Below are 26012 nucleotides of genomic sequence, written 5' to 3'. Positions count from 1 at the left end.
ATCAGCGTTGTCAGAGCCGGGCCCGGCGGCTAGTCTCGGCGCCCTTCGATAGGGTCATTTCCCGCAGGAATTAGGAGTTTATGCATGGCTGATGCTGGCGGCATTGGGGCGGACCGGCTGCGGTCTTTCATCGAGCGCATCGAGCGCCTGGAAGAGGAAAAGGCGGCGCTGACCGCCGATATCCGTGAGGTCTTTTCGGAGGCCAAGGGCGAGGGCTTCGACACCAAGGTGATGCGCCAGGTCATCCGCCTGCGCAAGATGGACTCCGGCGACCGCCAGGAGCAAGAAGCCATCCTCGACCTCTACAAGCAGGCCCTGGGCATGCTGGGGTGATGCCGGGCTAGGGCCCCTAAAGCAGTTCGCGCGCGGCCGTGCGGGCGAGTTTCTTGGCGCTCTCCGCCTCGGTGCGTTCCCTCACCATCTCCTGAAACTCCTTGAGCAAGGCCTGTTTGTCCTCGGGCGGCAGGGCCTCGAACTCTTCCTTGGTCATGCCCTTGGACTTCAGGAAAGACTCGAAGAAGCGCTCCTCCGGCGTTTTCGACATGTAAGCCAGGAAGGTCTTCACGGCCTCCGATTCCTCTTCGTCGTCTTCGCCGGCCGACACCACGGCATCGCCTTCCTGGGCGATCTGCTGGCTACGGAACTCGGTCTCCGCCTGGCTGGCCTTCTGCAACTGGGTCTGAAGGTTCGCGATCTCCACCGGCGGGCTTGCGGCTGCGGCCGGCCTGTCCTGGGCGGCCTTCTGCGCCTCCAACCCGGTCAGCGCTTCCTGGATATCGTCAGTGGAGAGTTTCTGTGGCTTCACCCGGCTGCTGTCGAACAGCCGCAGGCCGTCGTAGGCGGCGGCGGGGCCATTGGATACCGAGGTCATCGTCTGGTTCCCAGCTTCGTCATAGGGGTTGCAACTTCGACGGAAGGTCAAGACGCAACAATCGCGCCAAGTCGCGGCAGTCCGGGCGTTTACCCTGGCCGGCGGCGATTCGCCTGAGCCGCCGCCGCCGCCGCACCTTCCGGCGGCCGGTCCGGGGGGGACGTCCGGAACCGTTCTGCCCGGCAAAACCTGCCTGCCGGGAGCAAAAGGTGTCGGCGCCATTGACGGTTTTGGCCGCTCGCGCCGATACTCCCCCCATGAGCAAGCAACGCAACGACGAGACGGTCCTGCGCCGTCATCACGACATGGGCGGCCTGCCCGCCGGCCCGGTCGAGCAGGGCGAGCACGACTACGCCCCCTGGGAGAAGCGGGTCGACGCCATCCTGCGCCTGCTGGGCGACCCCAAGCGCCGCATCATCACCACCGACGAGCTGCGCCGCGGCATCGAGGAGCTCGGTCCCGGCGCCTACGACGAGATGAGCTACTACGAGCGCTGGATCGCCTCGATCACCAACAACCTGCTGGAAAAGGGCGTCATCACCGTGGACGAGCTGGGCCGCCGCATGGCGGAGATCAGCGCGGCCTGGCCCGCCGGGGTCGAGGAGAGGAAGCCGTGAGCGCGCGCTTTGCCGTCGGCGAGAGCGTGAAGGTGCGCGCCGCCTTTCCGCCGGGCCACGTGCGCACGCCCTTCTTCGTGCGTGGCAAGACCGGGCGGGTGACCGAGGTGCTCGGCCCCTACCGCAACCCGGAGGAACTGGCCTATGGACGCGACGGCGAGCCGGCCCTGCCGCTGTACCGGGTGATTTTCGAGACGGCGGAGCTCTGGGACGACTACCGGGGCGCGCCAAAGGACACCACGGTGGTCGACATCTACGAGAACTGGCTGGAGGCGCCCTGATGGCCCACGATCACGACCACGAGCACGGGCACGACCATTCCCACCAGCCGCACCCCTTCCAGCCCGACCTGGAGGAGACGCCGCTGACCCACTACCAGGTCATGACCCAGGCGGTGGGCGACCTGCTGGTCGAGAAGGGCGTCTTCAGCGCCGAGGAGCTGCGTGCCATGGTGGAGGCCATCGACGCCAAGAGCCAGGCGGCCGGCGCGCGCATGGTGGCGCATGCCTGGGCCGATCCGGCCTTCAAGGCGCGCATGCTGGAAGACGTGAACAAGGCGGCCGAGGAACTGGACATCGACGCCGGCGGCATCCCGATCCGCGCGGTGGAGAACACAGAAGGCGTGCACAACGTCATCGTCTGCACGCTCTGTTCCTGCTACCCGCGCCTGCTCATCGGCCTGCCGCCGGACTGGTACAAGTCGCGCAGCTACCGCAGCCGCACGGTGCGCGAGCCGCGCCAGGTGCTGGCCGAGTTCGGCACCACCCTGCCCGACGACGTAGAAGTGCGCGTGCACGATTCCACCGCCGACCTGCGCTACATGGTGCTGCCGGCGCGCCCGGCGGGGACCGAAGGCTGGGACGAGGAGGCGCTGGCCGAGCTGGTCACCCGCGACTGCATGATCGGCGTGACCCTGCCGAAGAGCCCCAACGCCTGAGCCACTATGGCTTTCAAAGGACTTCTGCTGGACCTGGAAGGCGTGCTCCACCAGGGCGATGAGCCGATCCCCGGCGCCGCCGCGGCGCTGCGGGAACTGCAGGCCGCGGGCCTCGCCATCCGCTACCTCACCAACACCACGACGCGCCCGCGCCGCGCCATCGCCGCGCGCCTGCAGGCCCTGAGCTTTGTGATCGAGGCCGATGAGGTCTTCTCGCCGCCGGCCGCCGCCGCGCGGCTGCTCGCGGACCTGGGCGCGAAACGCATCCACCTGGCCGCCGCGCCGGAGCTGGCCGAGGACCTCGCGGACTTCGAAATCGTCGGGGAAGACGAGGTCGATGCGGTCGTTGTGGGCGACCTTTACAAGGACTTCACCTGGGACCGCCTGAACGGCCTGTTCCAGCGGCTGGCGGCGGGGGCGGTCCTCGTCGCCCTGCACAAGAACCGCGTGTCCCGGCGCGAGGCGGGCATCTCCCTCGACCTCGGCCCCTTCGTCGCCGCGCTGGAATACGCCGCCGGGGTGGAGGCCCGCGTCGTCGGCAAGCCCGCCAAGGACTTCTTCGACCTGGCTTTAGGGAGTCTCGGCCTGGCGCCGCGAGAAGTGCTCATGGTCGGCGACGACATCGAGGCCGACATCGGCGGCGCGCTGGCCGCCGGCCTCGCCGCCGTTCAGGTCAAGACCGGCAAGTACCGCCCGCAGGACGACGCGCATCCGAGCATCACGCCGACCGGGCGGATCGAGACGATCGCCGACCTGAGTGACTGGCTTGCGGGGCTGACGGGCTGAGCGCCCGCCTTACCCCGCTTCTTTCGGCAGCAGCGCCTCGTCCAGGGCCTGGGCCCGGCGGTAGGCGTCGCGGTCCCTGACGCGGGCGGCGTAGGCGGCGAAGCCCGGGCGTTCTTCCAGGGAGCCGTATTGCAGGCCCCAGCCGATGTGGGCGCCCAGGTAGAGGTCGGCGGCGGAGAATCGTTCGCCGGCGACGTAGCCCTCGGCCGGGACGATCTTCTCCAAAGCGTCCAGCATGCGCGTGAAGCTGCCGTAGCCGGACATGCCCTGGTTCTGCTCGCCCTCCGGCTCGAAGCCGAAGTGGTGGTTGGTGGTCGCCGCCTCGATGGGGCCGGCGGCGAAGAAGAGGGCGCGGTAGTAGCTGCCGCGCTCAGCGGACGGCGGCGCCAGCCCGGCCTCGGGAAAGGCGTCGGCCAGGTAGGCGCAGATGGCGGCGCACTCGCTGACGATCTGCTCGCCGTGGCGGATCGCCGGCACCTTGCCCAGGGGATTGACCGCCAGGTATTCGGGCGTCCGCATGGCCGAGCCGTAGTCGACGATCTCCGCCTTGTAGGGACAGCCGATTTCCTCCAGCATCCAGCGCGCGATGCGGCCGCGCGACATGGGGTTGGTGTAGAGAATCACGTCCTGGGCCATCGGGGGTCTCCGGCTTCTTGCTGTGGGGAGAGCGCGAGCCTAGCGGCAAGCGCGCGGCGCGTCATCCTGACAAGCTCCTGCCCCCTGACGGGGGCCGTCAGCAGCGCAAGTTTCGGACACAAGCTCCGGATAGAGGGGGACTCCCGCTTGCTGTTCTTGTTCGACCCGCCCGTGCGATGGGGCACGGGAAAACATGGGTAGGAGCAGATCATGAAAGCATTGGACGGCAAGGTCGCCATCGTCACCGGCGCCAGTTCGGGGATCGGGCGGGCAACGGCGCGGCTGTTCGCGGCCGAGGGGGCCAAGGTGGTGGCCGCGGCGCGGCGCAAGCAGGAGCTGGACGCCCTGGTGGCGGAGATCGTCGCGGCCGGCGGCCGGGCGGTCGCCGTGGCGGGCGACGTGAAGGATGCCGCGCACGCCGAAGAACTGGTCGCGACGGCCAGGGAACAGTTCGGGGGGCTCGATGTCGCCTTCAACAACGCCGGCACCCTGGGCGAGATGGGTTCGGTCGCGGAGGTCTCGCTGGAGGGCTGGCTCGACACCCTGGAGACCAACCTCACCAGCGCCTTCCTGGGTGCGAAATACCAGATCCCCGCGATGCTGGAGCGCGGCGGCGGCGCGCTGATCTTCACCTCGACCTTCGTCGGCCATAGCGCCGGGATGCCCGGCATGGCGGCCTATGCGGCCAGCAAGGCCGGGTTGGTGGGGCTGACCCAGGTGCTGGCGGCGGAGCACGGGGCGCAGGGCCTGCGCGTCAACGCGATCCTGCCCGGCGGCACCGACACGCCGATGGGCCGCGCGGTGGCCAGCACGCCGGAGATCCAGGCTTTCGTGGAAGGGCTGCACGCCCTGAAGCGCATCGCGGCGCCGGAGGAGATCGCCCGCGCGGTGCTCTACCTGGCCTCGGAGGCGTCCAGCTTCATGACCGGCGCCGCCATGCTGGTCGACGGCGGCGTCTCGATCTGCCGGACCTAGGGGGTCTTCTGCGTCTTCCGCGCCTCACGGAAGGAAACCAGGCGGCGCTGCGTCTCGTCCCAGAGGGCGAGGCGCACGCAGCCGAGGCTCTGCCGCAGGGTCAGGCGGCTGACGCCCTTCAGCTCCGGATAGTCGCGCAGGACCCGCGACAGGCGGTAGAAGGGGATGCGGCTGGAGAGATGATGGATGTGGTGCATGCCGATGTTGGCGGTGAACCAGCGCAGGACGCCCGGCAGGTCGTAGTGGGAGCTGCCGCGCAGCGCCGCCTCGTTGAGGCTCCACTCGTCTTCCTCGGCCCAGTAGGTTTCCTCGAACTGGTGCTGCACGTAGAACAGCCAGACGCCCAGCGCGGCGGCGCAGAGCGTGATCGGCAGCTGCACCAGCAGGAAGGGGCCGCTGCCGACCAGCCAGATAAGGCCGCCGACCAGGGCGGCCGTCGCCAGGTTGGTGGCCATGGCGCTGATCCAGGCCTGGCGCCGGTTGCGGCCCTGGCCGACGGGAAAACGGTGGCGCAGCAGGAAGAGGTAGACCGGCCCGATGCCGAACATCACCAGGGGATTGCGGTACAGGCGGTAGCGCAGGCGGCCCCAGGACGTCAAAGCGCGGTACTCGTTGAGCGTCAGGGTGTCGATGTCGCCGATGCCGCGGCGATCAAGGTTGCCGGCGCCGGCGTGGTGGATGGCGTGGGCCCGGCGCCAGGCGTCGTAGGGCGTCAGCGTCAGCACGCCGAGGGCCCGGCCGACCCAGTCGTTGGCGAGGCGGTGGCGGAAGAAGGCGCCGTGGCCGCAGTCGTGCTGGATCATGAAGAGCCGCACCAGCAGGCCGGCGGCGATCAGCGAGGGCAGCAGCGAGACCTGCCAGTAGCCCAGGTGAATGGCCGTCCAGGCCAGGGTCCAGAGCCCCGCGAAGGGCAGGAAGGTGATGGCGATCTCGAGAACGCTGCGGGTGTGGCTCGGTTCCCGGTAGGGCGCCAGGGTGCGGGTCCAGTTCCGCGGCTCTGATGAGGTGGCCGCGGGCGGCGCCGCGCTGTGCTGCTGCTGTCGGGTCAAGTCTCTAGCTTCGTTGCAGTTTTCGCGGGCGGCGTTGGGCGCCGCCATGTTTTCCGGAGAGCTTGCGGCATCGAGGTGAAGATACCGATAAGCCTCAGCCGGAAAGAAAAGGAGCCGCCCCTGTCTCCAGGTGGCGGCTCCCGAGCGCAGATAGCGGCCTTGGCAGGCCGCTGCCGCGCTACTCTGCCTCGATCGTGCTGACGGCAGTCTTGCCGCTGCGCTGATCGATCTCGGTGTCGAACTTCACCTTCTGGCCTTCACGCAGGCTGTGGATGCCGGCGCGCTCCAGGGCGGTGGCGTGGACGAAAACGTCCTTCTGGCCGTCTTCCGGCTGGATGAAGCCGTAGCCGCGCTGGTCGTTGTAGAACTTCACTGTGCCCGTAATCATGGTATTTGCCTTTCACTAACGGGTTGCACGTGGGCGCGGGCGCACGAGAATTCGTCGCCGCAGTCCCGGGTCGTCGATTTTGGAGAGATAGTCTGAAACGTGCGCGCCCGTCAGTGACGTGGCGTAGCGGCCCAGTCAGTCGGCCAATATCGTCGAGATATACATAGGCGCTTTCCGCGCCGCTTGCAAGGTGATCCCTGCAAGGCATTGCGGAGCCTGACCTATTTGGACCTGCATAGGGTATCAGGCTAGGCCTAGAATGGGGGCTTCGCCGTCGGAGCAGCCGCTTGAGAGGACCCCCGCCCATGCCCCCCGCCAAGCCTGGAGAAAGCGAAATCGACGATCTGGTCCACCGTCTGGTCAGCCTGGAGGACGAGCTGGAGCGTAAGCTGGAGGCGCAGCGCTCCAGGTTCCGGTACCGCATGGAGAAGCAGCGGGCGGTCTTCGAGGAGGAGGTGCTGCGCCAGCACCGCAAGATCCGCACCGGCATCCTGACCTTTCTTCGCAGGTCGCCCCTGGCGGCCCTGATCGTGGCGCCGGCGGTCTACGGCCTCATCGTGCCGCTGGTCCTCATGGATTTGAGCGTGACCGTCTATCTCTGGATCTGCTTTCCCGCCTGGCGCATGGAGCGGGTGCGGCGTGCCGACTATGTCATCGTCGACCGCCACCGCCTGGCCTACCTGAACGGCATCGAAAAGCTGAACTGCGCCTACTGCGGCTACGCCAACGGGGTCATCGCCTACGCCCGCGAGGCGGCCAGCCGCTCGGAGCAGTACTGGTGCCCGATCAAGCACGCCCTGCGGGTGCGCATGCCGCACCCGCGCTACCGCCGCTTCATCGACTACGGCGATGCGGAGGGTTTCCGCGCAGAGCTCAAGGCGCTGCGCGCCGAGGTGCGCCGGGGGCCGGGCGCGCGGGCCGCGGGCAAAGGCGGCGGGGGCTGAGGCCGCGTCGGCGGGACCTACTCCCCCCGCGTTACCCCCTTTCTGTCCCTGCCGCGCCGAATGGAAGGCTGGTAAGCTCGCCCGGCGCCGGGTTCAGCGACCTGTGAGCGAGGGCCGGGCGGGGGTCGGACAAGCGGCCAGAAAAGGGGAAGACGGCCATGGCAACGAACATTTATTTCGGCACCAACCGGAAAATTTCCGGCGGGGCCAACCCGGAGATCGGCGAGGACTTCCACCCCAACCTGGACGAGCTGCGCTTCGGCAAGGTCAGCTTCGCCGGCAAGGACCTCTACAAGAAGGACCTCGACAGCTTCATCAACAGCGGCAAGATCGCCCTGGCGCCGGAGCGCCTGGACAAGGCGGACGCCGACAAGTCGAAGCTGGGCAGCAGGGCGATCTTCGACGAGGTGCGCGCCGAGATGCTGAAGAAGGGCGACGCCCTGATCTTCGTGCACGGCTACGACCACACCTTTCGCGAGGCGGCCGGGCGCGCGGTGCAACTGCAGCAGTGGCTGGCCGCCGGCGGCAAGGACATGACCCTGCTGCTCTTCACCTGGCCCTCCGCCGGCGCCGGGGTGGGGGTGCGCACCTACCACGACGACCGCAAGCGGGCCGAGACCTCGGGCCTGGCCCTGGGCCGGGCGATCCTCAAGGCCACGGACTTCATCCGCAACACCCCGCGCAGCGAGCGCTGCGACGGGCGCATCCACCTGATGTGCCATTCCATGGGCAACTGGGCCCTGCGCGGCGCGGTGCAGGCCATGCGCACCTTCGTCGGCAACAACATTCCGCCGCTGTTCGACGAGGTCATCCTGGCCGCCGCCGACGAGGACGACGACACCCTGCAGGCGGGCCACAAAATCGCGCCGCTGCTGCGCGGCAGCCGGCGCCTGACGGTCTACTACAACCATCAGGACCTGGCCCTGAAGGCCAGCGACTACGCCATGGGCAACCCGGACCGCCTGGGGCGCAGCGGCCCGCGCGGCGATGCCGGACTGCCGGGCAAGGTCTCGGTGGTCAATGTGGCTCCCAAGGTGACCTGGGAGGCCAAGGGCGCCAACGCCTGGTCCGCCGACCCCACCGGACACCAGTACTACCGCAACAACGCGCGGGTGCGTCAGGACATCGTCCAGGTGCTGCAGGGCAAGCTGGACGAGGACTTCGTCACCGAAAAGCAGCGCCGCAAGAACGACTTCGGGGACTACTGGCGCCTCCAGTAGGCGGCGGCGGGGGGGCCGGCCGGGCGGGCGGCCCGGCGAATCTGTCGCAGCCGAATCTCTAGTGTTTTGCGGGTCCGGGGTGTACCTTCGCGGCATCACGGAAATGTGAGGCCGGGCGGCCTGCCGGCCTCGCGCCGTGGTCGCAGAGGATCGCCGGAGGGCGCTTTTTTATGAGGCTATGGCCGCGGATGAAGCTGCAGATCGGCTGGAGTGATCTCCTGGCCGGGGCCTGGGCCTGCGTGACCGCCGGCCGCCGGGAGGATCTGACCGCCCGCGCCGAGTCCTACTGGCCCGGGGAGGACACCCTGCTGACCTTCTCCGTGCGCAGCGGCTTCGACCTGCTGCTGCAGGCCCTGGAACTCGATCCGGGCGACGAGGTGATCTTCTCGGCCATGAATATCAACGGCATGGTCAACATCGTGAAGCGCGAGGGCTACCAGCCGGTGCCCATCGACTTCGACCTGGACAGCCTGACGCCGACGGCGGAATCCCTGAAGCGGGCGATCACCCCGCGCTCCAAGGTGCTGATCGTCGCCCACCTCTTCGGCTGCCGCCTGCAGTTCGACCACCTCTGCGACGCCGCCCACGAGGCCGGCCTCATCGTCGTCGAGGATTGTGCCCAGGTGTTCAACGGCCTCGACTATCCGGGCAACCCCAAGGCCGACCTCACCATGTTCTCCTTCGGCCCGCTGAAAAACGCCACGGCCCTGGGCGGCGGCCTGGTGAACGTGCGCAAGCCGGGCCTTCTGGAGAAGATGCGCGCCATCCAGTCGGGCTATCCGATCCAGCCGACCAAGCGCCAGGCCAGGCGGGTGTTCCAGTTCGCCGGCCTCAAACTCCTGTCTCTGCCGCTGGTATTCGGCCTCTTGCAGCAGTTCTATGCGCTGCAGGGCAAGGACTTCGAGGACCAGGTATCGGAGAAGGTGCGCAACGTCGCCAAGTACAAGAAGGCCAAGAGCCTGCGCATCCGCCCCTCGGCGGCGCTGACCGCCCTGCTGTGCCGCCGCCTGGAGCGCTTCGACCCGGCGGATCTGGAGCGCCGCGCCGCCAAGGGCAGGCGCCTGCGGGATCTGCTGGACGGTTGCCTGACGCTGCCGGGCCAGGGTAACGCCCATCACGATTACTGGGCTTTCCCGGCCGTGATCGAGGCGCCGCTGCCCTTCATCGCCGAGATGCGCCGCCAGGGCTTCGACGCCGCCAACCTGCCGCGCAACCAGGCCGTTGCCGCGCCGGAGGACCGCCCGGAGCTGGAGCCCCAGGTGGCCGCCGAGCTGCTGAGCAAGCTGATTATCCTGCCGTGCTACGACGACATGCCGGACGGCGAGCTGCAGCGCATGGCCCAGCTGGTGCGCCGGCTGCTGCCGCCGGCGGCAGCGATGCCCGCCCGTGCCGCCGAATAGGGAGACAGGCAAAGATGCAACTTGCCGATAATTTCCGTGCCACGCGCCGCAAGAAGGTCAAGAAGTTCGGCAAGCGCCTGATCCGGCGCCTGCGTGGCTTCCTGGCCAGCCAGTCGCTGGTCAGCAACGATCCCGTGCTCGACTCCGCGGATTTCCCCTTCCTGAAGCCCTTCGAGGAGCACTGGCAGGAAATCCACGGCGAGTTGATGAAGATCCTGGAGTACAAGGAGAGCGTGCCGGCCTTCGAGGAGGTTTCCTCCGACCAGAAGCGCATCGCCAAGGGCCAGCAGTGGCGTACCTTCATCCTCTACGGCTTCGGTGCCAAGCTGCAGAAGAACTGCGCCCACGCGCCGCTCACTACGAAGCTGCTGGAGCAGGTGCCGACACTGCAGACCGCTTGGTTCTCCATCCTGGAGCCCGGCTATCACATCACCGCCCACAAGGGCGTTACCAAGGGAATCCTGCGCGCCCACCTGGGCCTCGTCGTGCCGGACGACCGCGAGAACTGTTATATGCGGGTCGAGGATCAGAAGTGCCCCTGGGAGCAGGGCAAGCTGATCGTCTTCGATGACACCTATGACCACGAGGTGAGGAACGACACGCCGCAGCAGCGCGTGGTGCTGCTCTTCGACTTCGTGCGGCCCATGCGTTTCTGGGGCCGGGTGCTGAACTGGATTTTCATCCAGGGCCTGAAGATGACCGCCTACTACCAGGAGCCCAAGGCGAAGATGAAGGGCTTCGAGGAGCAGTTCGAGGCGGCGACCCGCCGCGCCGACCGGATCCTGGAAGGCATGGGCGACGAAGCGACGGCGCAGCGCTAGGTCGCCGGCCACCTTCCCCCTGCCACGGGCCTCAGATCAGAAGAGATACTTGATGCCGGCCATGACCGAGTGGCTCTGGTATTCGACGTCCAGGCCCTGGAAGTTCGCGTCGTCGGTGATCAGGAAGCGGTAGTCCAGAGAGACGGCGAAATGCTCGTCGATCTGGTAGCCCAGTCCGCCGCCGAGCTGGCCACCGATGACAAAATCGCTGTCGTTGCCGAAGCGGACCCCGGCGATCGCCGCATCCTTGATGTCGATGTGAACGCCGCCGAAGCCGCCACCGGCATAGGGCATGAAGCCGCTGTCGCCGATCTGCCAGTTCAGCCAGCCATTGGCCATCCAGATGAAGGACTGCACATAGCCACCGCTGTTTGCCGAAAAGCCTGAGGCCGAGAACTGGTCAACGTCATTGTAGCGGTAGGAAAACTCGCCCTCGACATCGACGGAAAGGTTGTCCGTCACGCCGAAGCGGTAGCCAAGGACGCCGCCGGCCACGAAGCCGGCGTCCGTCTCGCCCTTACCATTGATTCCACTTCCGTCGACATCGCTGTCCTGCAGGAAATTGCCGCCGCCGTGGAGGCCGGCGTAGATCTGTGCGTTGGCCGCCGAGCTCACGGCGAGCAACAGCCCAAGGAATGTAAGAATCGCGGTCAAGAACCGTTGCATCATGGCCCCCCGAGCCTGAATAGCATGCATAACGGAATTGAGTGAGCTTCCCCACCCCCCCCTCTCGCAAAAGTTTATGCGCGATGGGGGAAACGATACAACAGGTAATCTGTGTGGAAGCTTCGCGCCCGGCGCGGAAAAACCTTGCGCCTTATTCCGCAGCGCTCTTGTGGCGCAGGGTCGGGTCGCGAAAGGCGGCGAGCAGGTCGGCTTCGCAGGCCTTGGCGGCCCTCACATGGCCTTCCTTCACGTGGCCGAAGCCGCGGATCTTCTCCGGGATCGAAGCCAGTTCCACCGCCAGGGCGTGATTGTCGGGCGAAAGCCCCGTCAGCACCTCGTCCAGCAGCGCTTCGTAGTCGGCGATGAGCCTGCGCTCCATCTTGCGCTCGGCGCTGTAGCCGAAGATGTCCAGCGGCGTGCCCCGCAGTCCCTTGAGCTTCGCCAGACCCTTCAGGGCCGGCAGCAGCCAGGCGCCGAACTCCTGCTTCACCAGGTGGCCCGTGTCGGGGTCGCGCTGGGCGAAGAGCGGCGGGGCCAGGTGGAAGGAGAGCTTGTAGTCGCCGGCGAACTGCTCGCTGAGGCTCCGGCGGAATTCCGGTGCGCTGTAGAGCCGCGCCACCTCGTACTCGTCCTTCACCGCCAGCAGCTTGAAGTAATAGCGCGCCACGGCTTCGGTGAGCCCGGCGGCGCCCGGCGCCTTGGCCGACTCGGCCTGGCGCGCCTTCTCGACCAGGGCCTTGTAGCGCTCAGCATAGGCGGCGTTCTGGTAGGCGGTCAGGAAGTCCGCGCGGCGCGAGATAACCTCTTCCAGGCTCTGGGAGAGGTGGTGGCTGCGCGGTTCGCTGCGCGGCGTCGCGATCCTCTCCACCGCGGCCAGGTCGTGGGCGGCGCGGCGGCCCCAGAGGAAGGCGGCCTTGTTGGCCTCCACCGCCACCGCGTTCAGCTCGATCGCCTTGTCGATGGCCTCGCCGGAGAGCGGCACCAGGCCCTTCTGCCAGGCGTAGCCCAGCATGAAGAGATTGGTGGCGATGGAGTCGCCGAGCAACGCCGTGGCGATGCGCGTGGCGTCCAGGAAGTCGGCGCCGCCGGGCCCGGCGGCTTCGGCGATGAGACGCTCCATCTCGCCGCCGGGGAAGGCCAGGTCGGGGTTGCGGGTGAAGTCGCCGGTCATGACCTGGTGGCTGTTGATGACCGCGCGGGTGCGCCCCGCCGCCATCTTCGACAGCGCCTCGTAGCCGGAGGCCACCACCAGGTCGCAGCCCAGCACCAGGCGGGCGCTGCCGGCGGAGATGCGCACGGCGTGGATGTCCTGCGGGCTGGGCGCCAGGCGCACGTGGCTGACCACCGCGCCGCCCTTCTGCGCCAGGCCGGCCATGTCCAGCACCGAGCAGCCGCGGCCTTCCAGGTGCGCGGCCATGCCCAGCAGCGCGCCGATGGTCACCACGCCGGTGCCGCCGACGCCGGTGACGACTATGCCGAAGGGCGCGTCGAGGGCCGGGATCTGCGGTTCGGGCAGGGCCTCCCAGGGACCGGAGGCCTCGCCTCTGCCGGCGCCGTCCTGCTGCTGCTTGCGGATCTTGCCGCCGTGCACGGTGACGAAGCTGGGGCAGAAACCCTTCAGGCAGGAAAAATCCTTGTTGCAGGACGACTGGTCGATGGCGCGCTTGCGCCCGAACTCGGTTTCCACCGGCACCACGGAGACGCAGTTGGACTGCACCGAGCAGTCGCCGCAGCCCTCGCAGACCTGCTCGTTGATGAAGGCGCGCTTGGGCGGGTCGGGGTAGCGGCCGCGCTTGCGGCGGCGGCGCTTCTCGGCGGCGCAGGTCTGGTCGTAGACCAGCACGGTGACGCCCTCGGTCTCGCGCAGCTCCTTCTGCACCCGGTCCAGGTGGTCGCGGTGCTCGATCTCCACGCCCGGCGCCCAGTTGACGCCCAGGGGGTACTTGTCCGGCTCGTCGGTCACCACGACGATGCGCTGCACGCCCTCGGCGGCGCACTGGCGCGTGATCATTGCCGGGTCCAGCGGGCCGTCCACGGACTGGCCGCCGGTCATGGCCACGGCGTCGTTGTAGAGGATCTTGTAGGTGATGTTGACGCCGGCGCCGACGGCCGCGCGGATCGCCAGGATGCCGGAGTGGAAGTAGGTGCCGTCGCCCAGGTTGACGAAAACGTGCTTGGTCTTGGAGAAGGGCGCCTGGCCGATCCAGGTCACGCCCTCGCCGCCCATCTGGGTGAAGGTCTCGGTGTTGCGGTCCATCCACTGCACCATGTAGTGGCAGCCGATGCCGGCCAAGGCGCGGCTGCCCTCCGGCACCTTGGTGGAGGTGTTGTGGGGGCAGCCGGAGCAGAAGTAGGGCACCCGGGCCAGCGGCGCCTTGCCGGCCTCCATGGCCTTTTCCTTCTCGGCCAGGAAGCGCAGGCGCTGCTCGATGTCTTCGCTGCTGTGGAAGCGGGCGATGCGCTTGGCGATGGTGCGGGCAATGCGCGCCGGGGTCAGCTCGCCGATCGAGGGCAGCACCCAGTCGCCTTCCTCGTCGAACTTGCCGACGATGCGCGGGCGCACGTCGGCGCGCCAGTTGTAGAGCTGCTCCTTCACCTGGTTTTCGATGATGGCGCGCTTTTCCTCGACCACCAGGATCTCTTCCAGGCCCTCGGCGAAGCGCCTGATCCCTTCCCGCTCCAGGGGCCAGGACATGCCGACCTTGTAGACCGAAATGCCGATCTCCTCGGCGCGCTGCTGGTCGATGCCCAGGTCGTCGAGCGCCTGGCGCACGTCGAGATAGGCCTTGCCGGCGGTGATGATGCCGAAGCGGCGCTTGCCGTTGCCGATCACCTGGCGGTCCAGCTTGTTGGCGCGGGCGAAGGCCAGGGCGGCGTAGATCTTGTGGCGGTGCAGGCGCTCTTCCTGCTCCAGCGGGGTGTCCGGCCAGCGGATGTGCAGGCCGTCCGGCGGCATCTCGAAGTCCTCCGGCAGGATGATCTGGGTGCGCGCCGGATCGACATCGACGCTGGCGGACGAGTCCACCGTCTCGCCGATGGTCTTGAAGCCCACCCAGCAGCCGGAAAAGCGGCTCATGGCCCAGCCGTAGAGGCCCATGTCCAGGAACTCCTGCACCCCGGCCGGGTTGAGCACCGGGATCATGAGATCCATGAAGGTCAGTTCGCACTGGTGCGCGGTGGTGGAGGACTTGGCGGTGTGGTCGTCGCCGGCCAGCAGCAGCACGCCGCCGTGCTGGGAGGCGCCGGCCATGTTGCCGTGGCGCAGCACGTCGCCGGAGCGGTCGACACCCGGGCCCTTGGCGTACCACATGGAGAAGACGCCGTCGTAGTTGCAGTCGCCGAAGAGGTCGTTCTGCTGGGTGCCCCAGACGGCGGTGGCGGCCAGGTCCTCGTTGACCCCGGCCTGGAAATGGATGTGGTGCTTCTTCAGGAAGGCGCCGGCGCGCTCCATCTGCTGGTCGACGCCGCCCAGGGGCGAGCCGCGATAGCCGGTGATGAAGGCGGCGGTGTTGAGGCCGGCGGCCAGGTCGCGCTGGCGCTGCATCATCGGCAGGCGCACCAGCGCCTGGGTGCCGGTGAGAAAGACGCGGCCGCGCTCCAGCGCGTATTTGTCGTCCAGGGAAACCGCCTGCAAAGCCATCATCCACATTCCTGCTTGCTGTTACGGCGCGCCGTCATCAGGCCTCAAGGAAAGGTTGAGCCCAACACGGTAAATAAAAAGGTAATTTATGCTGACCTATTTCTCAATTTCACAAAGCGATTAGCGGTGCAGAAAGCAAGGAACGGTCGGATTCCCGGACGGCTTGAATCATATCGTAAGGCCAAGCCGCGCGGCCACGAAAGATTAAGCTGCACGGGGTCGCCGACTCTGGCTCTGCTGCGCCGCAACACGGCATGCGGGCATTGCGGGCGGGGGAGAAAGCGCCTTACCATGAACATCGAACGGCAGTTCACGCCGGGCCTTGGAATAGATGCCGGGAGAGCCAGTTGATGGTTACAACCCGGCGCGGTAAGGGAGGCTTTACGTTGTGGCAACGTAACGAGGGTGTGAAACATGTCGCAGGCTGCCAAGTCGCTAGGTGAAAGCACCGGAAATAGCGCCGACGGTCTTTGGGAAAATCCCATGCAGACCGACGGCTTCGAGTTTATCGAGTTCGCCGCGCCGGACCCGGAAGCCCTGGGACGGCTGTTCGAGACCCTGGGCTTCACCGCCATCGCCAGGCACCGCTCCAAGGACGTGACGCTCTACCGCCAGGGCGATGTGAACTTCATCCTCAATGCCGAGCGCGACGGCTTCCCCAAGGCCTTCACCATGCTGCACGGCCCCTCGGTCTGCGCCATCGCCTTCCGGGTGAAGGACGCGGCGGCGGCCTGCAAGCGGGCCAGGGAGCTGGGCGGCTGGGTGGTCGAGTCGACCGCCGGGCCGATGGAGCTGAACATCCCGGCCCTCAAGGGCATCGGCGACTCGCTGATCTACCTGGTCGATCGCTACGGCGACAACGGCTCGATCTACGACGTGGACTTCAAGCCGCTGCCCGGCGTCGACCAGCACCCCAAGGGTGCAGGGCTGACCTACATCGACCACCTGACCCACAACGTCTATCGCGGCCGCATGAAGGAATGGGCGGATTTCTATGAGCGCCTCTTCAATTTCCGTGAGATCCGCTACTTCGATATCGAGGGCAAGCTGACCGGCCTGAAGTCCAAGGCTATGACCAGCCCCTGCGGCAAGATCCGCATCCCGATCAACGAGAGTTCCGACGACAAGTCGCAGATCGCCGAGTACCTGGAAGAGTACAAGGGCGAGGGCATCCAGCACATCGCGCTGGGCACCGACGACATCTACGCCTCGGTGGAGACCCTGAAGGCCGGGGGCGTCGAGTTCCAGGAAGGCGTGCCCGACACCTACTACGAGCAGGTCGACGACCGCCTGCCCGGCCACGGCGAGGACCTGAAGCGCCTGGCCGCCAACAAGATCCTCATCGACGGCGCACCGACCGAGGACGGCGGGCGCCTCCTGCAGATCTTCACCAAGAACGTCATCGGCCCGGTCTTCTTCGAGCTCATCCAGCGCAAGGGCGACGAGGGCTTCGGCGAAGGCAACTTCCAGGCGCTGTTCGATTCCATCGAGGAGGACCAGATCCGCCGCGGCGTGCTGAAGGCGGAAGGCTGATCTTCCTAGGGCAGAAGAGGGGAGAATTAAAGGTTCGGTAAGGGCCGGGCGCGCATGCTCGGGTCCTGAGGTCGGTGCCGCGGAGTTTGATCGACGCTTTTCGCCCAGGAAACGCTAAGGGGTGGGAAGGGAGAGTGATCATGGGCAAGACGAGCACCTACGAGTCGAAGATCCCCGACGCAAAGGGGATCATCCGCTATTCCGAGGACGAGAACGCCGTCTGGTGCGACCTCTATGCGCGCCAGAAGGCCCTGCTGCCGGGGCGCGTCTGCAACGCTTTCCTGAACGGCATTGAGGCGCTGGAGCTGCCCGCCGACCGCGTGCCGCAGCTGAAGGAAGTCAATGCGCGCCTGCAGGAGATCAGCGGCTTCGGCGTCGAGCCGGTGCCGGCGTTGATCTCGCCCAAGCGCTTCTTCACCCTGCTGGCCGAGCGCAAGTTTCCCGCCGCCACCTTCATCCGGCGGCGCGAGGACTTCGACTACCTGCAGGAACCCGACGTCTTCCACGAGATCTTCGGCCACTGCCCCATGCTGACCCTGCCGACCTACGCCGACTTCCTGCAGAAGTACGGCGAGACGGCGCTGACCCTGGACAAGTCCTATCTCTGGATGATGCAGCGGCTGTTCTGGTTCACGGTGGAGTTCGGCCTCATCGAGACGGAGGAGGGCACCCGCATCTACGGCGCCGGCATCGCCTCTTCGGCCGGCGAGACGCCCTACGCGGTGGAAAGCGACAAGCCGGAGCGCCGGCCCTTCGATGCGCTGACCGTGTTCCGCACGCCCTACCGCATCGACATCTTCCAGACCGTCTACTACGTCATCGACTCCGCCCGGCAGCTCTACGACCTGGTCTCCAGCGACCTGGTGCCGGTGATGGACGAGGCCAAGCGCCTCGGCTCCCTGCCGCCGACCTTCCCGCCGAAGGAAGAGGCGGGGGCGGCCTGACGGTATTCGCCACGCCGCATCACGCGTTGCGGTACCGGCAATGTTTCCTCTTTGGCGCGATTTGCGACCCCTCCGGCTACCCCTGGATGCTGCATTCCTGTGCTGAACGCGTCAGCCGGGCCCATCGGAGTGGCGCGGCACATCCAAATCTGGCTTGATTCGATTGTCCTCTCCGGCGTGCCATCGGGAGAGGAGGCGGGGTCAAGAATAAGCCGCTCACAGGAATGAGCGGGCGACGTAAAGGGGGAGGGAGAAATGCCGAGCCACGAAGGGCGGCCGTCTTGTCGCCGCAGTGCCCGGCGATCCGCACTCTTCGCTGCCGCTGTCGTGCTTATCGTCGGCCCGGGGCTGATGTCGCCGGGCTCGGCTGCCGGATCCAATACCCTCCGGCTCGGCATCGATGCCGCGGACCTCGGTACCGGCGACCCGCACCGGGCGGCCGCACGCAATGACCGGGCCGTGGTCGACATGATCTTCAACGGGCTGCTGCGCTACAAGCCCGGCGAGGCGCCCTTGATCGAGCCGGATCTGGCCGCTGAAATTCCGCGTCCGCGCATCGTCGAGGGCAAGCAGGTCTGGACCTTCCACCTCCGCCGGGATGTCATGTGTCAGCCGGGGCCGCAGACTCCGGCCTACCGGATGACCGCCGACGACGTGGTCTATTCCCTGCGGCGCGCGGCCGACCCGCAGCGGTCCGCCTACGCTGGTGACTATCAGGGCATGACCGTCGAACGCGTGGACGACTTCACCGTCGATGTTGTGCTGGATACGCCGATCTCCTCGATCCTCTTCTTTCCCAAGGTGGCCGACTATGCGGGCGGGTTCATTGTCTGCCGCCAGGCCGTCGAGGCCGCCGGCGGCGAGGGTTTCGCGGATCATCCGGTGGGGACGGGGCCCTTCAGGTTCGACAGCCGCCAGCCGGGTGAACGGGTCCGGCTCAGGGCCAACAAAGACTATTTCCGCGGCCGTCCCCTGCTGGAGGGCGTGGAAGTGGTCTATGTTCCGGATTTCGAGGAACGCGATGCGGCGCTCAGAAAGGGCGATCTCGACGTGATCTTCGGCTCGGAGGAGGCCGACTGGTTCGAGGCGATCGCGGACGAGGAGTCCGTCCATGTCGATGTCTTCGGTGTCGGCCAGGTCATTACAATCCACTTCAACACCGGCAAGCCGCCTCTTGACGACAAGCGTGTCCGCTGGGCCCTCGCCTATGCCCTGGACCGGGACGTCTTCCGCTCTCACTTTGCCGAAGGCGTCGTGGAAAACGCCTATTCGCCGGTGCCGGCGGCCTTTCTGCCGGGGGGGCTGACGCATGACGAGGTGGCCCGTCTCGGCCTGGACTACGCCCACGACAAGGCCAAGGCCAGAGCCCTTCTGGCCGAGGCCGGATACCACAACGGCTTTCATCTGAAGCTGGTCACGTCGCAGCGCCACCACTACCGGGCCAACTATGAAAGCCTGCGCGATCAGCTGGCGCCGTTCAACATCGAGGTGGAGCTGGAGGTCGTTGAGCATCGCATCATGCATGAGCGCATTCGCCAGGACGAGAACGCGATCGTCATCTATGTCGCCTGGCGGCCCAATGCGGACGTCTTTCTGACCCGCTTCTTCCACTCGGCCTCGACGGTGGTCACGGGCGCGAGCCCGGACACGAACTTTTCGCACTACGATCAGATCGACTCGCTGATCGAGGCGGCCCGTAGCACAAGGGAGCCGGCGCGGCAGGTGCGCATCTGGAAGCAGGCGCAGATCAAGCTGCTCGATGACGCGGTCGCCTACCCCTTGCACTACGTGAACCTGGTCTATGCCCGCGGGAGCCATGTCGACTACGGCCATGCCTTGAAGGCGGCCATGGCGCTCTATCCACAGTTCAACGAGAAGACGCGGCTTGAGAACTAACGGTCAAACAGGAGCCGCCGCCGGCTCCGGTAATTGAAACATGAAGATCTACGGCAAGATCCTGCTGGCGACCTTACCCCTGCTGCTGATCGCCTTTGCCCTGGCCAGCGGCATAACCTTCTACCTGTCACGGTCGGCGCTGCAGGATATCGCGGAGCAGTGGCTCCAGACCCGGAGCCTCGAGGCGTTGAGCGCGGCCCGGGACCAGGCCGAGTTTCTCGAGGCCTATGGGCTCAACACGGTCGAGGCCAGCGTGGCGCAGGCGCAAGGCGATGCGGGCGCCGTGATGTCCGGGATCGACATCGGAAAGCAGGGATTTGTCTTCGCCGTCGATGCCGGCGGGCGGCTTGTCCAGGCGCCGGACCCGTCGCTTGTGGGTTTCGACGTCAGCGGTGAGGCCTGGTTTGACGAGATGGTCAAGGCGCAGCAAGGCCAGATCAGCTACCGCTTCCAGGGCGAGCCGCATCTGGCCAGCTATCACTACTTCGAGCCGTGGCGCTGGTACATCGTTGCCACAGACCCGGAAAGCGAGGTCTACGGCGCCGTGAACCGGCTGGGAACCTACGTTCTCGCTCTGGGCGCCGGCGGCTCGCTCCTGATTGCCGTGGTTCTCATGGCGCTGACCCGGCGCGTGACGGCACCGCTCGCCGAACTGGTACGGGGGGCCGAGCGTGTCGGCCGGGGTGAGCTCGATACGACCATTGCCATCCGGACCAGGGATGAGATCGGAATTCTCTCGCGCTCGTTCAACGAGATGACGCAACAGCTACGCGTTCTCTACGGCCGGCTGGAAGAACGCCTGACGACCGTCGTGTCGCATACCCCGATCATCCTTTTCTCGCTCGACCAGAACGGGGCTCTTACGCTGCTGGAGGGCAAGGGTCTCGACACGCTGGGTGCCGACAGCGATGCAGTGATCGGTCAGCCGCTCTCCGCCCTTTTCGGGCGTTCGCCGGAGATCCTGGCCGCCGCGGAGTCGGCGCTGCAGGGCGAAACCGTGAACTCCGTCGCCAAGCTGGACGACCAGATCTTCGAGATATGGTGCGCGCCTCTGGTCGACCAATCGAACGCTGCGGCAGGCGTGATCGGGGTTGCGACCGACGTCACCGAGCGCGTGCTGGCCCAGGAAAAGCTGCGCCGGCAGGCGGAATATCTGGCTGCCCTCAATGAAACAACGCTCGGCATCATCAGTCGTCTCGAACTCGACGAGCTGCTGCAGGCCGTAATCACGCGCGCGGGGCAGTTGCTGGATGCACCGCATGGCTTCATCTATCTGGCTGATGAGAACGAAAGCGAGATTCGCCGCAAGGTCGGCGTCGGGGTCTACGAGCAGTCCGTCGGCTACCAGCTGCACGCGGGCGAAGGTGTGGCCGGGCGTGTATGGCAGTCGGGTGAACCCTTCGTGGTCAACAGCTATGATACCTGGGAGGGGCGTGTCCCCAATCCGAAATACGACGGCTATATACGCGCCTTGATCGGTGTGCCGCTGAAGTCGAGAGCGCAGGTGATCGGGGTGCTGGGCATGGCCTACGACGCCACTTCGCTGCGGGTCTTCGGCAGAGAGGAGGAGGCGCTGCTGACCCGCTTCGCCGAACTCGCCTCGATCTCCCTCGACAACGCCCGGCTCTATGCCTTGGCTCAGGAGGCGCGGCGGCGCGCGGAGGAGGCCAGCGAACTGGTCGTCAGGAAGAACCAGATGCTCGAGTCCGTATCGACCAAGCTGTCCAAATACCTCTCGCCACAGGTCTATTCCTCGATCTTCAGCGGCAAGCAGAGCGTGGAGCTCTCCTCGAAGCGCAAAAAGCTGACAATCTTCTTCTCGGACATCGCCGGCTTCACCGAAACGGCGGACAAGCTGGAATCCGAGGACCTCACGCAGCTGCTGAACCACTATCTGACGGAGATGGCGCAGATCGCCCTGCGCCACGGCGCCACCATCGACAAGTACGTGGGCGATGCCATCGTCATCTTCTTCGGCGACCCCGAAACCCGGGGCGTCAAGCAGGACGCCCTGGCCTGCGTGAGGATGGCGATCGAAATGCGCGAGCGGATGCACGAGCTGGCCAAGACCTGGCGCGCCTCGGGCATCGAGAACCCGCTGAAGTGCCGCATCGGCATCAACACAGGCTATTGCACCGTCGGCAACTTCGGCAGCGAGGACCGGATGGACTACACCATCATCGGCGGCGGCGTGAACCTGGCTTCGCGGCTGGAAACCAATTCGGAACCCGGGGAAATCCTCATTTCCTACGAGACCTTTTCGCAGGTCCAGGACGAGATCCTCTGCGAGGAGCGCGGCCAGATCTCGGTAAAGGGACTGGCCTACCCCGTCGCCACCTACCGTGTCGTCGACAGCTATGAACACATCGGGGCGGAGCGGAAGGTCATGCGCGAGGAGGCGGGCAGCTTCAAGCTCGATATAGATTTCGATTCCATGTCGCCGGAGCAGCGCCGGCAGGCGGCCGAGATTCTCCAGCGGGCCCTGGCCCGGCTGTCCGATAGCTGATGACGGAGGTTGGGCGGCCGACCCTTGCTGCGGGCTGGCCTAGACCCGCTTTCGTTCGGTGGCGAAGGGACTCAGCCCGAGCCAGGTCTGCATTTCCCTCGCCAGCATTCTGTCGCCGTCCAAGGCGAGGGTTTGCTTCTCCTGCTCGTCTTTTACTGTCGACAGGCCCAGCCAGATCGACGTCATCGGCTTCAACTCCGTCGTCACGTAGAGGTCCACCTCGAAGCCGGGATCGGCCGAGCACAGGTCGGTTGCCCCGGACCTCTCGACGATGAGCCACCAGTGCCTTCGCGATTCCGGAAGGTCGGTGTAGAGGAATTCGATCACGCTGCGCCGCTGTGGCAGGGGCGTGGTGTCGAGACTGCGCCGCATGTCCCACATGAGAAGCGCCGGATCCAGGTTTTCGAGCGAAACCTCTGCCTCGACCCAGCGCTGTCCCCAGATCCCGATCGTCTCGATTACGGAACGCAGGTCCCTGCCGGCCTCGGTGAGGTGATATTCATGGGCGCCGCCATCGCGCGATGACCCGATGCGCTCGACGATCCCGGCCGCCTGAAGCTCCTTGAGCCGCCGCGACAGCAAGGCCGAAGACATGCGCGGCACACCGCGGCGCAGGTCGTTAAAGCGGGTCGACCCGGCAACGAGCTCTCGCAGCAGCAGGATCGTCCACCTCGTGCAGAGCACCTCCGCGGCCATGGCAACGGGGCAGAACTGGCTATAGCTGGCTTGCATCGGCGGGGGCGCCCATCTGTCGGGGTTGTCCGAGTGCGAAGGATTCCGCGCTGCGGTTGGATCAGAATTCGCAGGAGAGGGGTTCACTTTCTGAACTATCCCCCCGTTCGGCGAAAGGATAGACAGGAACCCGCATCCCCGACTGCGTCCAGGATAACACAAAGAGGATAGAGCATGACCGGTACATTGTATGAGCGGCTTGGCAGTTCAGATGGAATTCAGCGGATTGCCGGCGATCTGATCGATCGTCACTTTGAAAACCCACAGATCGGCCGGCGGTTTGCCGACTGCGACCGGGAAAGCCTGAAAGAGGTGGCTGCCAAGTTCTTCATCTCGGGAACGGGCGGCCCGAATCTCTATGAGGGCAAGGACATGGTCTCGGTTCACCGCGGCCTGAACATCAACAACGACGAGTTCATGGCCGTGCTTGACGACGCCATGTCGGCAATGGAGGCAAACAAAGTCGGGCAGCGCGAAAAAGAAGAAGTGCTCTATATCTTCTTCAGTATGAAGGGGCAGGTGGTCGGGCAATAGCCTGTTCCGTCCGGCGGCTCCCTGCCGCCGCCCTTGCCATGGAAGCAGGAGGTCGGCGTGGCCTAGCTGCGGCTACTTTCGACATTGACCTGTGAAGCCGGCTGTGGTGCTAGACGATCAGGCGGTTATAGACCGCGGCGACCGCCCAGACCAGAAGCCCGCCCAGCAGGCTCCACAGGATCAAGCCGACGATGAATCCGGGCCAGTGCAGCGTCCATTGCGCAGCGCCGAGGTCGGCGTGCAGCATGTGCCCACCCATCTGCATCATCAAGTCAGGGAGGGCGAGCACCAGCAGACTGCAGATGATCCAGACAGCCGCTAAGATGACCGCGGTTGCTAGGCCGAGCTTGTAGGCATCGAGTTTCATAGCCTCCTCCATCCGGAGACCGGAGGCCTCTGAAGACTGTCGCTGGCGAACGGTCTCCCTAGTGGTCGATCATGTCCCTGTACTTTTCAGGTACCTGAGTGATCGAAACTTCCTGCTGTTCCGCCTCGTCGTGGGTGAAGGCGATGATGTCGGCTAGGTCCTGCCCGTTGAGGTCGATCATCGCGCCCAGCAGGTCCTGCTGCATTTCCGCCATCACCGGGGCGCCCCGCCACATGCGCGCAGCGAACTCGAAGGCGTTCATCGGATCGGGCATGTCGCGGGCATTGAGCGAGGGGCCGATCTCGCCGCCGACGCCGTTTACGGAATGGCAGACGATGCAGCCTTTCTCCAGGAACACCTCCCGGCCATGCTCGCTGTCCATCGGCGGCAGAGCCAGGCCGAGATCCGTCAGCAGGTCCAGGGTCCGGTGCATATCCTCGGGGGAGACATCCTCCATGGCCTCGAAGTTGTGGGCATGTTCATGCCCGCTGTGCATTTCCTGCATTTCCTGGAGCATTTTGTACTGCTCGTCGTGGGAATGGCCGGCATCGGCCAAGGCACCATATCCGCCTGCGCCAAGAGCCAGCGCGGCTGTCGAGATCCAAAGGACGAGTTTCATGGGGACTCCCCTTTCGTTTGACGCCCGCCCTGGGCGTCATTTTCAAGAGGGCAGTGATCAACGGGGCAGATGTGTTGCCGGGGCCGAACCCGCCCTCCCGCGGTGCAGATTCTCCAACCAACCACCATTACTGTCTGCAAACAACCCGGCGGCGGCATTGACCTGCCTCAAGCAGGCATAAGAATGAATTCTCTCTGTTGGTGGCCGTTTTCGGCGGCAAGCGGCGGATTGCGTGCTGCCACTTGGCCCCGAAGGAAGAGGCGGGCGCGGCCTAAGCCCGCCCGAAGACCGCGCCGTAGTGATAGGGCGGCAGCTCGACCAGCCTCTCCAGAACGAAGCCGGCCGGCTCGACCACGGCGCGGAGGTCTTCCGGCGACATCCGCAGCTCGGTCCTCGGGCCGCGCGGCTGGCCCAGGACCGCCGTCTCCTCGCGCGGCCGGGCGTGCCAGTTGACCACGGCGAAGCGTCCGCCCGGCTTCATCGCCGCCGCGACGGCGCGGGCCAGGACGGTCTGCTCCGGCACGCCGTGAAAGGTGTTGGCCATCAGCACGAAGTCGACCGTTTCCGGCAGCACCGCCGCGATTGCGCGGGCGTCGGCGGCGATGCAGCCCAGTACCGAGGCGCCGGCGCGCTCGACTTCGGTGCGGGCCCGCGCCAGCATCGCGGGGTCGAGATCCACGGCGTAGACCCGGCCTTCGACCAGGCGGGCGAGAGGGGCGGTGAAATAGCCGTCGCCGCAGCAGAGGTCGGCAACCGTCAGGCCCGCCTGGATGCCGAGGCGGCGCAGCACGCCTTCCGGATCGGGCCAAAGGGCCTGCCACCAGTCGCGGTCCGGCATGGCGGTCGCCGGAAAGAAGCGCTCTTCCGTCATGGCCGCTTATCCGGGCCGCGGTCGCGCAGCGTCCCAGGGCCAAGAAAGAGGCTGATTTTGCTTGGAGGCAGCAGGGCGGCGCCGGTCAGCCGACGGTCTTGCCGATCGCCGTGCGGGAGCACTTGACCTTGACGTACTCGTCTTCGTGCCTGGCGGCGAGGGCGGTGCCGGCGAGATAGGCCTGGCCGTTGAGGCCACAGAGCCGTGCGTCCGGGGCTTCAGGGCCGTTGATGACGCTGACGGCGCTGTCGACCTGGCACTCGGACGGCGCCAGGGCTGTGGAACACACCAGAATCAAGACTTTGAACATCTATCGATCTCCCGGCGGGCCGGGGGGACTCCCAGGGTGTGAAGGGCCACACAACCGCAGGTCCCACGGATTCAGCCGGATTTGGCTGCTCGAAACCGCCTTTTCTGCGGGTTCCAGGTAATCGCCCCGGCGGGCGACTTCAAGGAGTCTAGAACAGCACGTCCAGCGGCAGGTGGTAGTAGAGGTTCAGCACCTCGACGCCCGGGTTGTCGTCGGCGACGCTGGCGTTGGAGGTGTGGCTGAAGGAGACGGCGAGGCGTGACTGGTTCTCGAACTGGTAGCCGAGCTCCACCTGGCTGCGGATCTCGAAGACGCTGCCCAGGTCCTTGCCGTCGCCGTCCTCGTAGAGGCCGGGCGCGATGCTGCCGGTCAGCACCACGGTGTCGAAGAAGGTGATGTCCATCAGCACGCCGATGCCGCCCCAGACGCTGCCGTCCGATGTCGCTTCGATGCCGCCCCAGGGCTTCAGCCAGAGGAAATCCTCGCCGTGGCGGTACTCCAGGCGGAAATCCACCGCCTGGTCGTCCTGCTGGACGATGTCGTACCAGCCGACGCCGCCGCTGATCACTGCGGGCGTCTCGTTGAGGGCGACCTGTGCCGCCGCGCGTTCACTGGTGGTCAACAGAACAGCGCAAAGCAGCGCACTCAAGAGCGCCAAGCGTTTCATCACCTTAGGATTCCCCCGAACCAGAAATGACCTAAACTCGCGCGATTCTCGCCGAAAACGCCCTTGAGGGCAAGGTTCACATC

The 26012-nt window shown here is 66.3% G+C and carries 27 protein-coding genes; 15 read left to right on the top strand and 12 right to left on the bottom strand.

Going from position 1 to position 26012, the window contains the following annotated elements; all coding sequences use genetic code 11:
* The first annotated feature begins 84 nt into the window (after positions 1-84).
* Positions 85-333: a DUF2312 domain-containing protein gene (locus H7X47_RS18945; RefSeq protein WP_193370297.1), complete on the top strand. Its 249-nt coding sequence runs from the start codon at positions 85-87 to the stop codon at positions 331-333.
* A 16-nt stretch (positions 334-349) separates the two neighbouring features.
* Here H7X47_RS18945 and H7X47_RS18940 read toward each other — a convergent pair whose 3' ends face one another.
* A complete protein-coding gene (locus H7X47_RS18940) occupies positions 350-871 on the bottom strand; it encodes a hypothetical protein (protein WP_193370296.1) in 522 nt (173 codons plus the stop codon).
* A gap of 257 nt (positions 872-1128) precedes the next feature.
* Here H7X47_RS18940 and H7X47_RS26160 point away from each other — a divergent pair, with 257 nt between their 5' ends.
* From H7X47_RS26160 to H7X47_RS18920, 4 genes are read left to right on the top strand one after another with little or no spacing between them, the layout of a single operon-like run.
* Positions 1129-1488, top strand: a complete 360-nt coding sequence (locus H7X47_RS26160) for a nitrile hydratase subunit beta (RefSeq protein ID WP_264373102.1) — start codon at positions 1129-1131, stop codon at positions 1486-1488.
* Positions 1485-1769, top strand: a complete 285-nt coding sequence (locus H7X47_RS26155) for an SH3-like domain-containing protein (RefSeq protein ID WP_193370295.1) — start codon at positions 1485-1487, stop codon at positions 1767-1769. The genes H7X47_RS26160 and H7X47_RS26155 overlap by 4 nt, the downstream gene beginning before the upstream one ends.
* Positions 1769-2425, top strand: a complete 657-nt coding sequence (locus tag H7X47_RS18925; protein ID WP_193370294.1) for a nitrile hydratase subunit alpha — start codon at positions 1769-1771, stop codon at positions 2423-2425. Before H7X47_RS26155 ends, H7X47_RS18925 begins: the two co-directional genes overlap by 1 nt.
* 6 nt (positions 2426-2431) lie before the next feature.
* Positions 2432-3211: a TIGR01458 family HAD-type hydrolase gene (locus H7X47_RS18920; protein ID WP_193370293.1), complete on the top strand. Its 780-nt coding sequence runs from the start codon at positions 2432-2434 to the stop codon at positions 3209-3211.
* Between the two features lie 9 nt (positions 3212-3220).
* Here H7X47_RS18920 and H7X47_RS18915 read toward each other — a convergent pair whose 3' ends face one another.
* Positions 3221-3847 carry a glutathione S-transferase family protein gene (locus tag H7X47_RS18915; protein ID WP_193370292.1) on the bottom strand — a complete coding sequence of 209 codons (627 nt, stop codon included), beginning with the start codon at positions 3845-3847 and terminating at the stop codon, positions 3221-3223.
* 210 nt (positions 3848-4057) lie between these two features.
* On the opposite strand from H7X47_RS18915, the gene H7X47_RS18910 reads away from it, so the two are divergent.
* A complete protein-coding gene (locus H7X47_RS18910; protein ID WP_193370291.1) occupies positions 4058-4822 on the top strand; it encodes an SDR family oxidoreductase in 765 nt (254 codons plus the stop codon).
* On the opposite strand, the gene H7X47_RS18905 is transcribed toward H7X47_RS18910, so the two are convergent.
* Together H7X47_RS18905 and H7X47_RS18900 are read right to left on the bottom strand one after the other, a co-directional pair.
* Positions 4819-5871, bottom strand: coding sequence for a fatty acid desaturase (locus H7X47_RS18905; protein ID WP_227010610.1), 1053 nt, complete (start codon positions 5869-5871; stop codon positions 4819-4821). The two genes, H7X47_RS18910 and H7X47_RS18905, sit on opposite strands and share 4 nt — an antisense overlap.
* Before the next feature lie 178 nt (positions 5872-6049).
* Entirely contained in the window at positions 6050-6259 is a 210-nt protein-coding gene (locus tag H7X47_RS18900) for a cold-shock protein (RefSeq protein ID WP_193370289.1), read from the bottom strand.
* Positions 6260-6564: 305 nt separating this feature from the next.
* Between H7X47_RS18900 and H7X47_RS18895 the strand changes: the two genes are divergently transcribed.
* From H7X47_RS18895 to H7X47_RS18880, 4 genes are all read left to right on the top strand, one after another.
* Entirely contained in the window at positions 6565-7203 is a 639-nt protein-coding gene (locus tag H7X47_RS18895; RefSeq protein ID WP_193370288.1) for a hypothetical protein, read from the top strand.
* Positions 7204-7361: 158 nt separating this feature from the next.
* Complete coding sequence (locus H7X47_RS18890; RefSeq protein ID WP_193370287.1) at positions 7362-8423, top strand: alpha/beta hydrolase; 1062 nt, start codon at positions 7362-7364, stop codon at positions 8421-8423.
* 188 nt (positions 8424-8611) lie between these two features.
* Positions 8612-9823 (top strand): aminotransferase class V-fold PLP-dependent enzyme, encoded by a 1212-nt coding sequence (locus H7X47_RS18885; protein ID WP_193370286.1) that lies wholly within the window; start codon positions 8612-8614, stop codon positions 9821-9823.
* A 14-nt stretch (positions 9824-9837) separates the two neighbouring features.
* Positions 9838-10644, top strand: a complete 807-nt coding sequence (locus tag H7X47_RS18880) for an aspartyl/asparaginyl beta-hydroxylase domain-containing protein (RefSeq protein ID WP_193370285.1) — start codon at positions 9838-9840, stop codon at positions 10642-10644.
* A 36-nt stretch (positions 10645-10680) separates the two neighbouring features.
* Here H7X47_RS18880 and H7X47_RS18875 read toward each other — a convergent pair whose 3' ends face one another.
* On the bottom strand, positions 10681-11298 hold the full coding sequence (locus H7X47_RS18875; RefSeq protein WP_193370284.1) for an outer membrane protein: 618 nt from the start codon (positions 11296-11298) through the stop codon (positions 10681-10683).
* Between the two features lie 163 nt (positions 11299-11461).
* On the bottom strand, positions 11462-14953 hold the full coding sequence (locus H7X47_RS18870) for an indolepyruvate ferredoxin oxidoreductase family protein (RefSeq protein WP_437126586.1): 3492 nt from the start codon (positions 14951-14953) through the stop codon (positions 11462-11464).
* A gap of 480 nt (positions 14954-15433) precedes the next feature.
* On the opposite strand from H7X47_RS18870, the gene hppD reads away from it, so the two are divergent.
* The 4 genes from hppD (at position 15434) to H7X47_RS18850 (ending at position 21829) form a co-directional block, all read left to right on the top strand.
* Positions 15434-16483: a 4-hydroxyphenylpyruvate dioxygenase gene (gene hppD, locus H7X47_RS18865; RefSeq protein ID WP_193370283.1), complete on the top strand. Its 1050-nt coding sequence runs from the start codon at positions 15434-15436 to the stop codon at positions 16481-16483.
* A gap of 140 nt (positions 16484-16623) precedes the next feature.
* The gene (gene phhA, locus H7X47_RS18860; RefSeq protein ID WP_193370282.1) at positions 16624-17427 is read left to right on the top strand and encodes a phenylalanine 4-monooxygenase; all 804 of its coding nucleotides are present in this window, start codon (positions 16624-16626) and stop codon (positions 17425-17427) included.
* A 255-nt stretch (positions 17428-17682) separates the two neighbouring features.
* Positions 17683-19323 (top strand): ABC transporter substrate-binding protein, encoded by a 1641-nt coding sequence (locus H7X47_RS18855; protein ID WP_193370281.1) that lies wholly within the window; start codon positions 17683-17685, stop codon positions 19321-19323.
* Positions 19324-19363: 40 nt separating this feature from the next.
* The gene (locus tag H7X47_RS18850; RefSeq protein ID WP_193370280.1) at positions 19364-21829 is read left to right on the top strand and encodes an adenylate/guanylate cyclase domain-containing protein; all 2466 of its coding nucleotides are present in this window, start codon (positions 19364-19366) and stop codon (positions 21827-21829) included.
* Between the two features lie 39 nt (positions 21830-21868).
* Here the strand turns inward: H7X47_RS18850 and H7X47_RS18845 are convergent, their stop codons facing one another.
* Positions 21869-22561: a winged helix-turn-helix transcriptional regulator gene (locus H7X47_RS18845; RefSeq protein ID WP_193370279.1), complete on the bottom strand. Its 693-nt coding sequence runs from the start codon at positions 22559-22561 to the stop codon at positions 21869-21871.
* Between the two features lie 174 nt (positions 22562-22735).
* On the opposite strand from H7X47_RS18845, the gene H7X47_RS18840 reads away from it, so the two are divergent.
* A complete protein-coding gene (locus tag H7X47_RS18840; protein ID WP_193370278.1) occupies positions 22736-23095 on the top strand; it encodes a group I truncated hemoglobin in 360 nt (119 codons plus the stop codon).
* A 109-nt stretch (positions 23096-23204) separates the two neighbouring features.
* On the opposite strand, the gene H7X47_RS18835 is transcribed toward H7X47_RS18840, so the two are convergent.
* The 5 genes from H7X47_RS18835 to H7X47_RS18815 form a co-directional block, all read right to left on the bottom strand.
* Positions 23205-23462 carry a DUF5676 family membrane protein gene (locus H7X47_RS18835; RefSeq protein WP_193370277.1) on the bottom strand — a complete coding sequence of 86 codons (258 nt, stop codon included), beginning with the start codon at positions 23460-23462 and terminating at the stop codon, positions 23205-23207.
* Positions 23463-23520: 58 nt separating this feature from the next.
* Positions 23521-24081 (bottom strand): c-type cytochrome, encoded by a 561-nt coding sequence (locus tag H7X47_RS18830; RefSeq protein WP_193370276.1) that lies wholly within the window; start codon positions 24079-24081, stop codon positions 23521-23523.
* A gap of 271 nt (positions 24082-24352) precedes the next feature.
* Entirely contained in the window at positions 24353-24952 is a 600-nt protein-coding gene (locus H7X47_RS18825; protein ID WP_227010609.1) for a class I SAM-dependent methyltransferase, read from the bottom strand.
* Positions 24953-25037: 85 nt separating this feature from the next.
* Complete coding sequence (locus tag H7X47_RS18820) at positions 25038-25262, bottom strand: hypothetical protein (RefSeq protein ID WP_193370275.1); 225 nt, start codon at positions 25260-25262, stop codon at positions 25038-25040.
* Between the two features lie 148 nt (positions 25263-25410).
* The gene (locus tag H7X47_RS18815; protein ID WP_193370274.1) at positions 25411-25929 is read right to left on the bottom strand and encodes an acyloxyacyl hydrolase; all 519 of its coding nucleotides are present in this window, start codon (positions 25927-25929) and stop codon (positions 25411-25413) included.
* Positions 25930-26012 lie beyond the last annotated feature (83 nt).

Origin of the sequence: Pelagibius marinus (assembly GCF_014925385.1) — a bacterium.
Lineage (GTDB): Bacteria > Pseudomonadota > Alphaproteobacteria > Kiloniellales > Kiloniellaceae > Pelagibius > Pelagibius marinus.
This window is presented reverse-complemented; position numbering and strand designations above follow the sequence as displayed.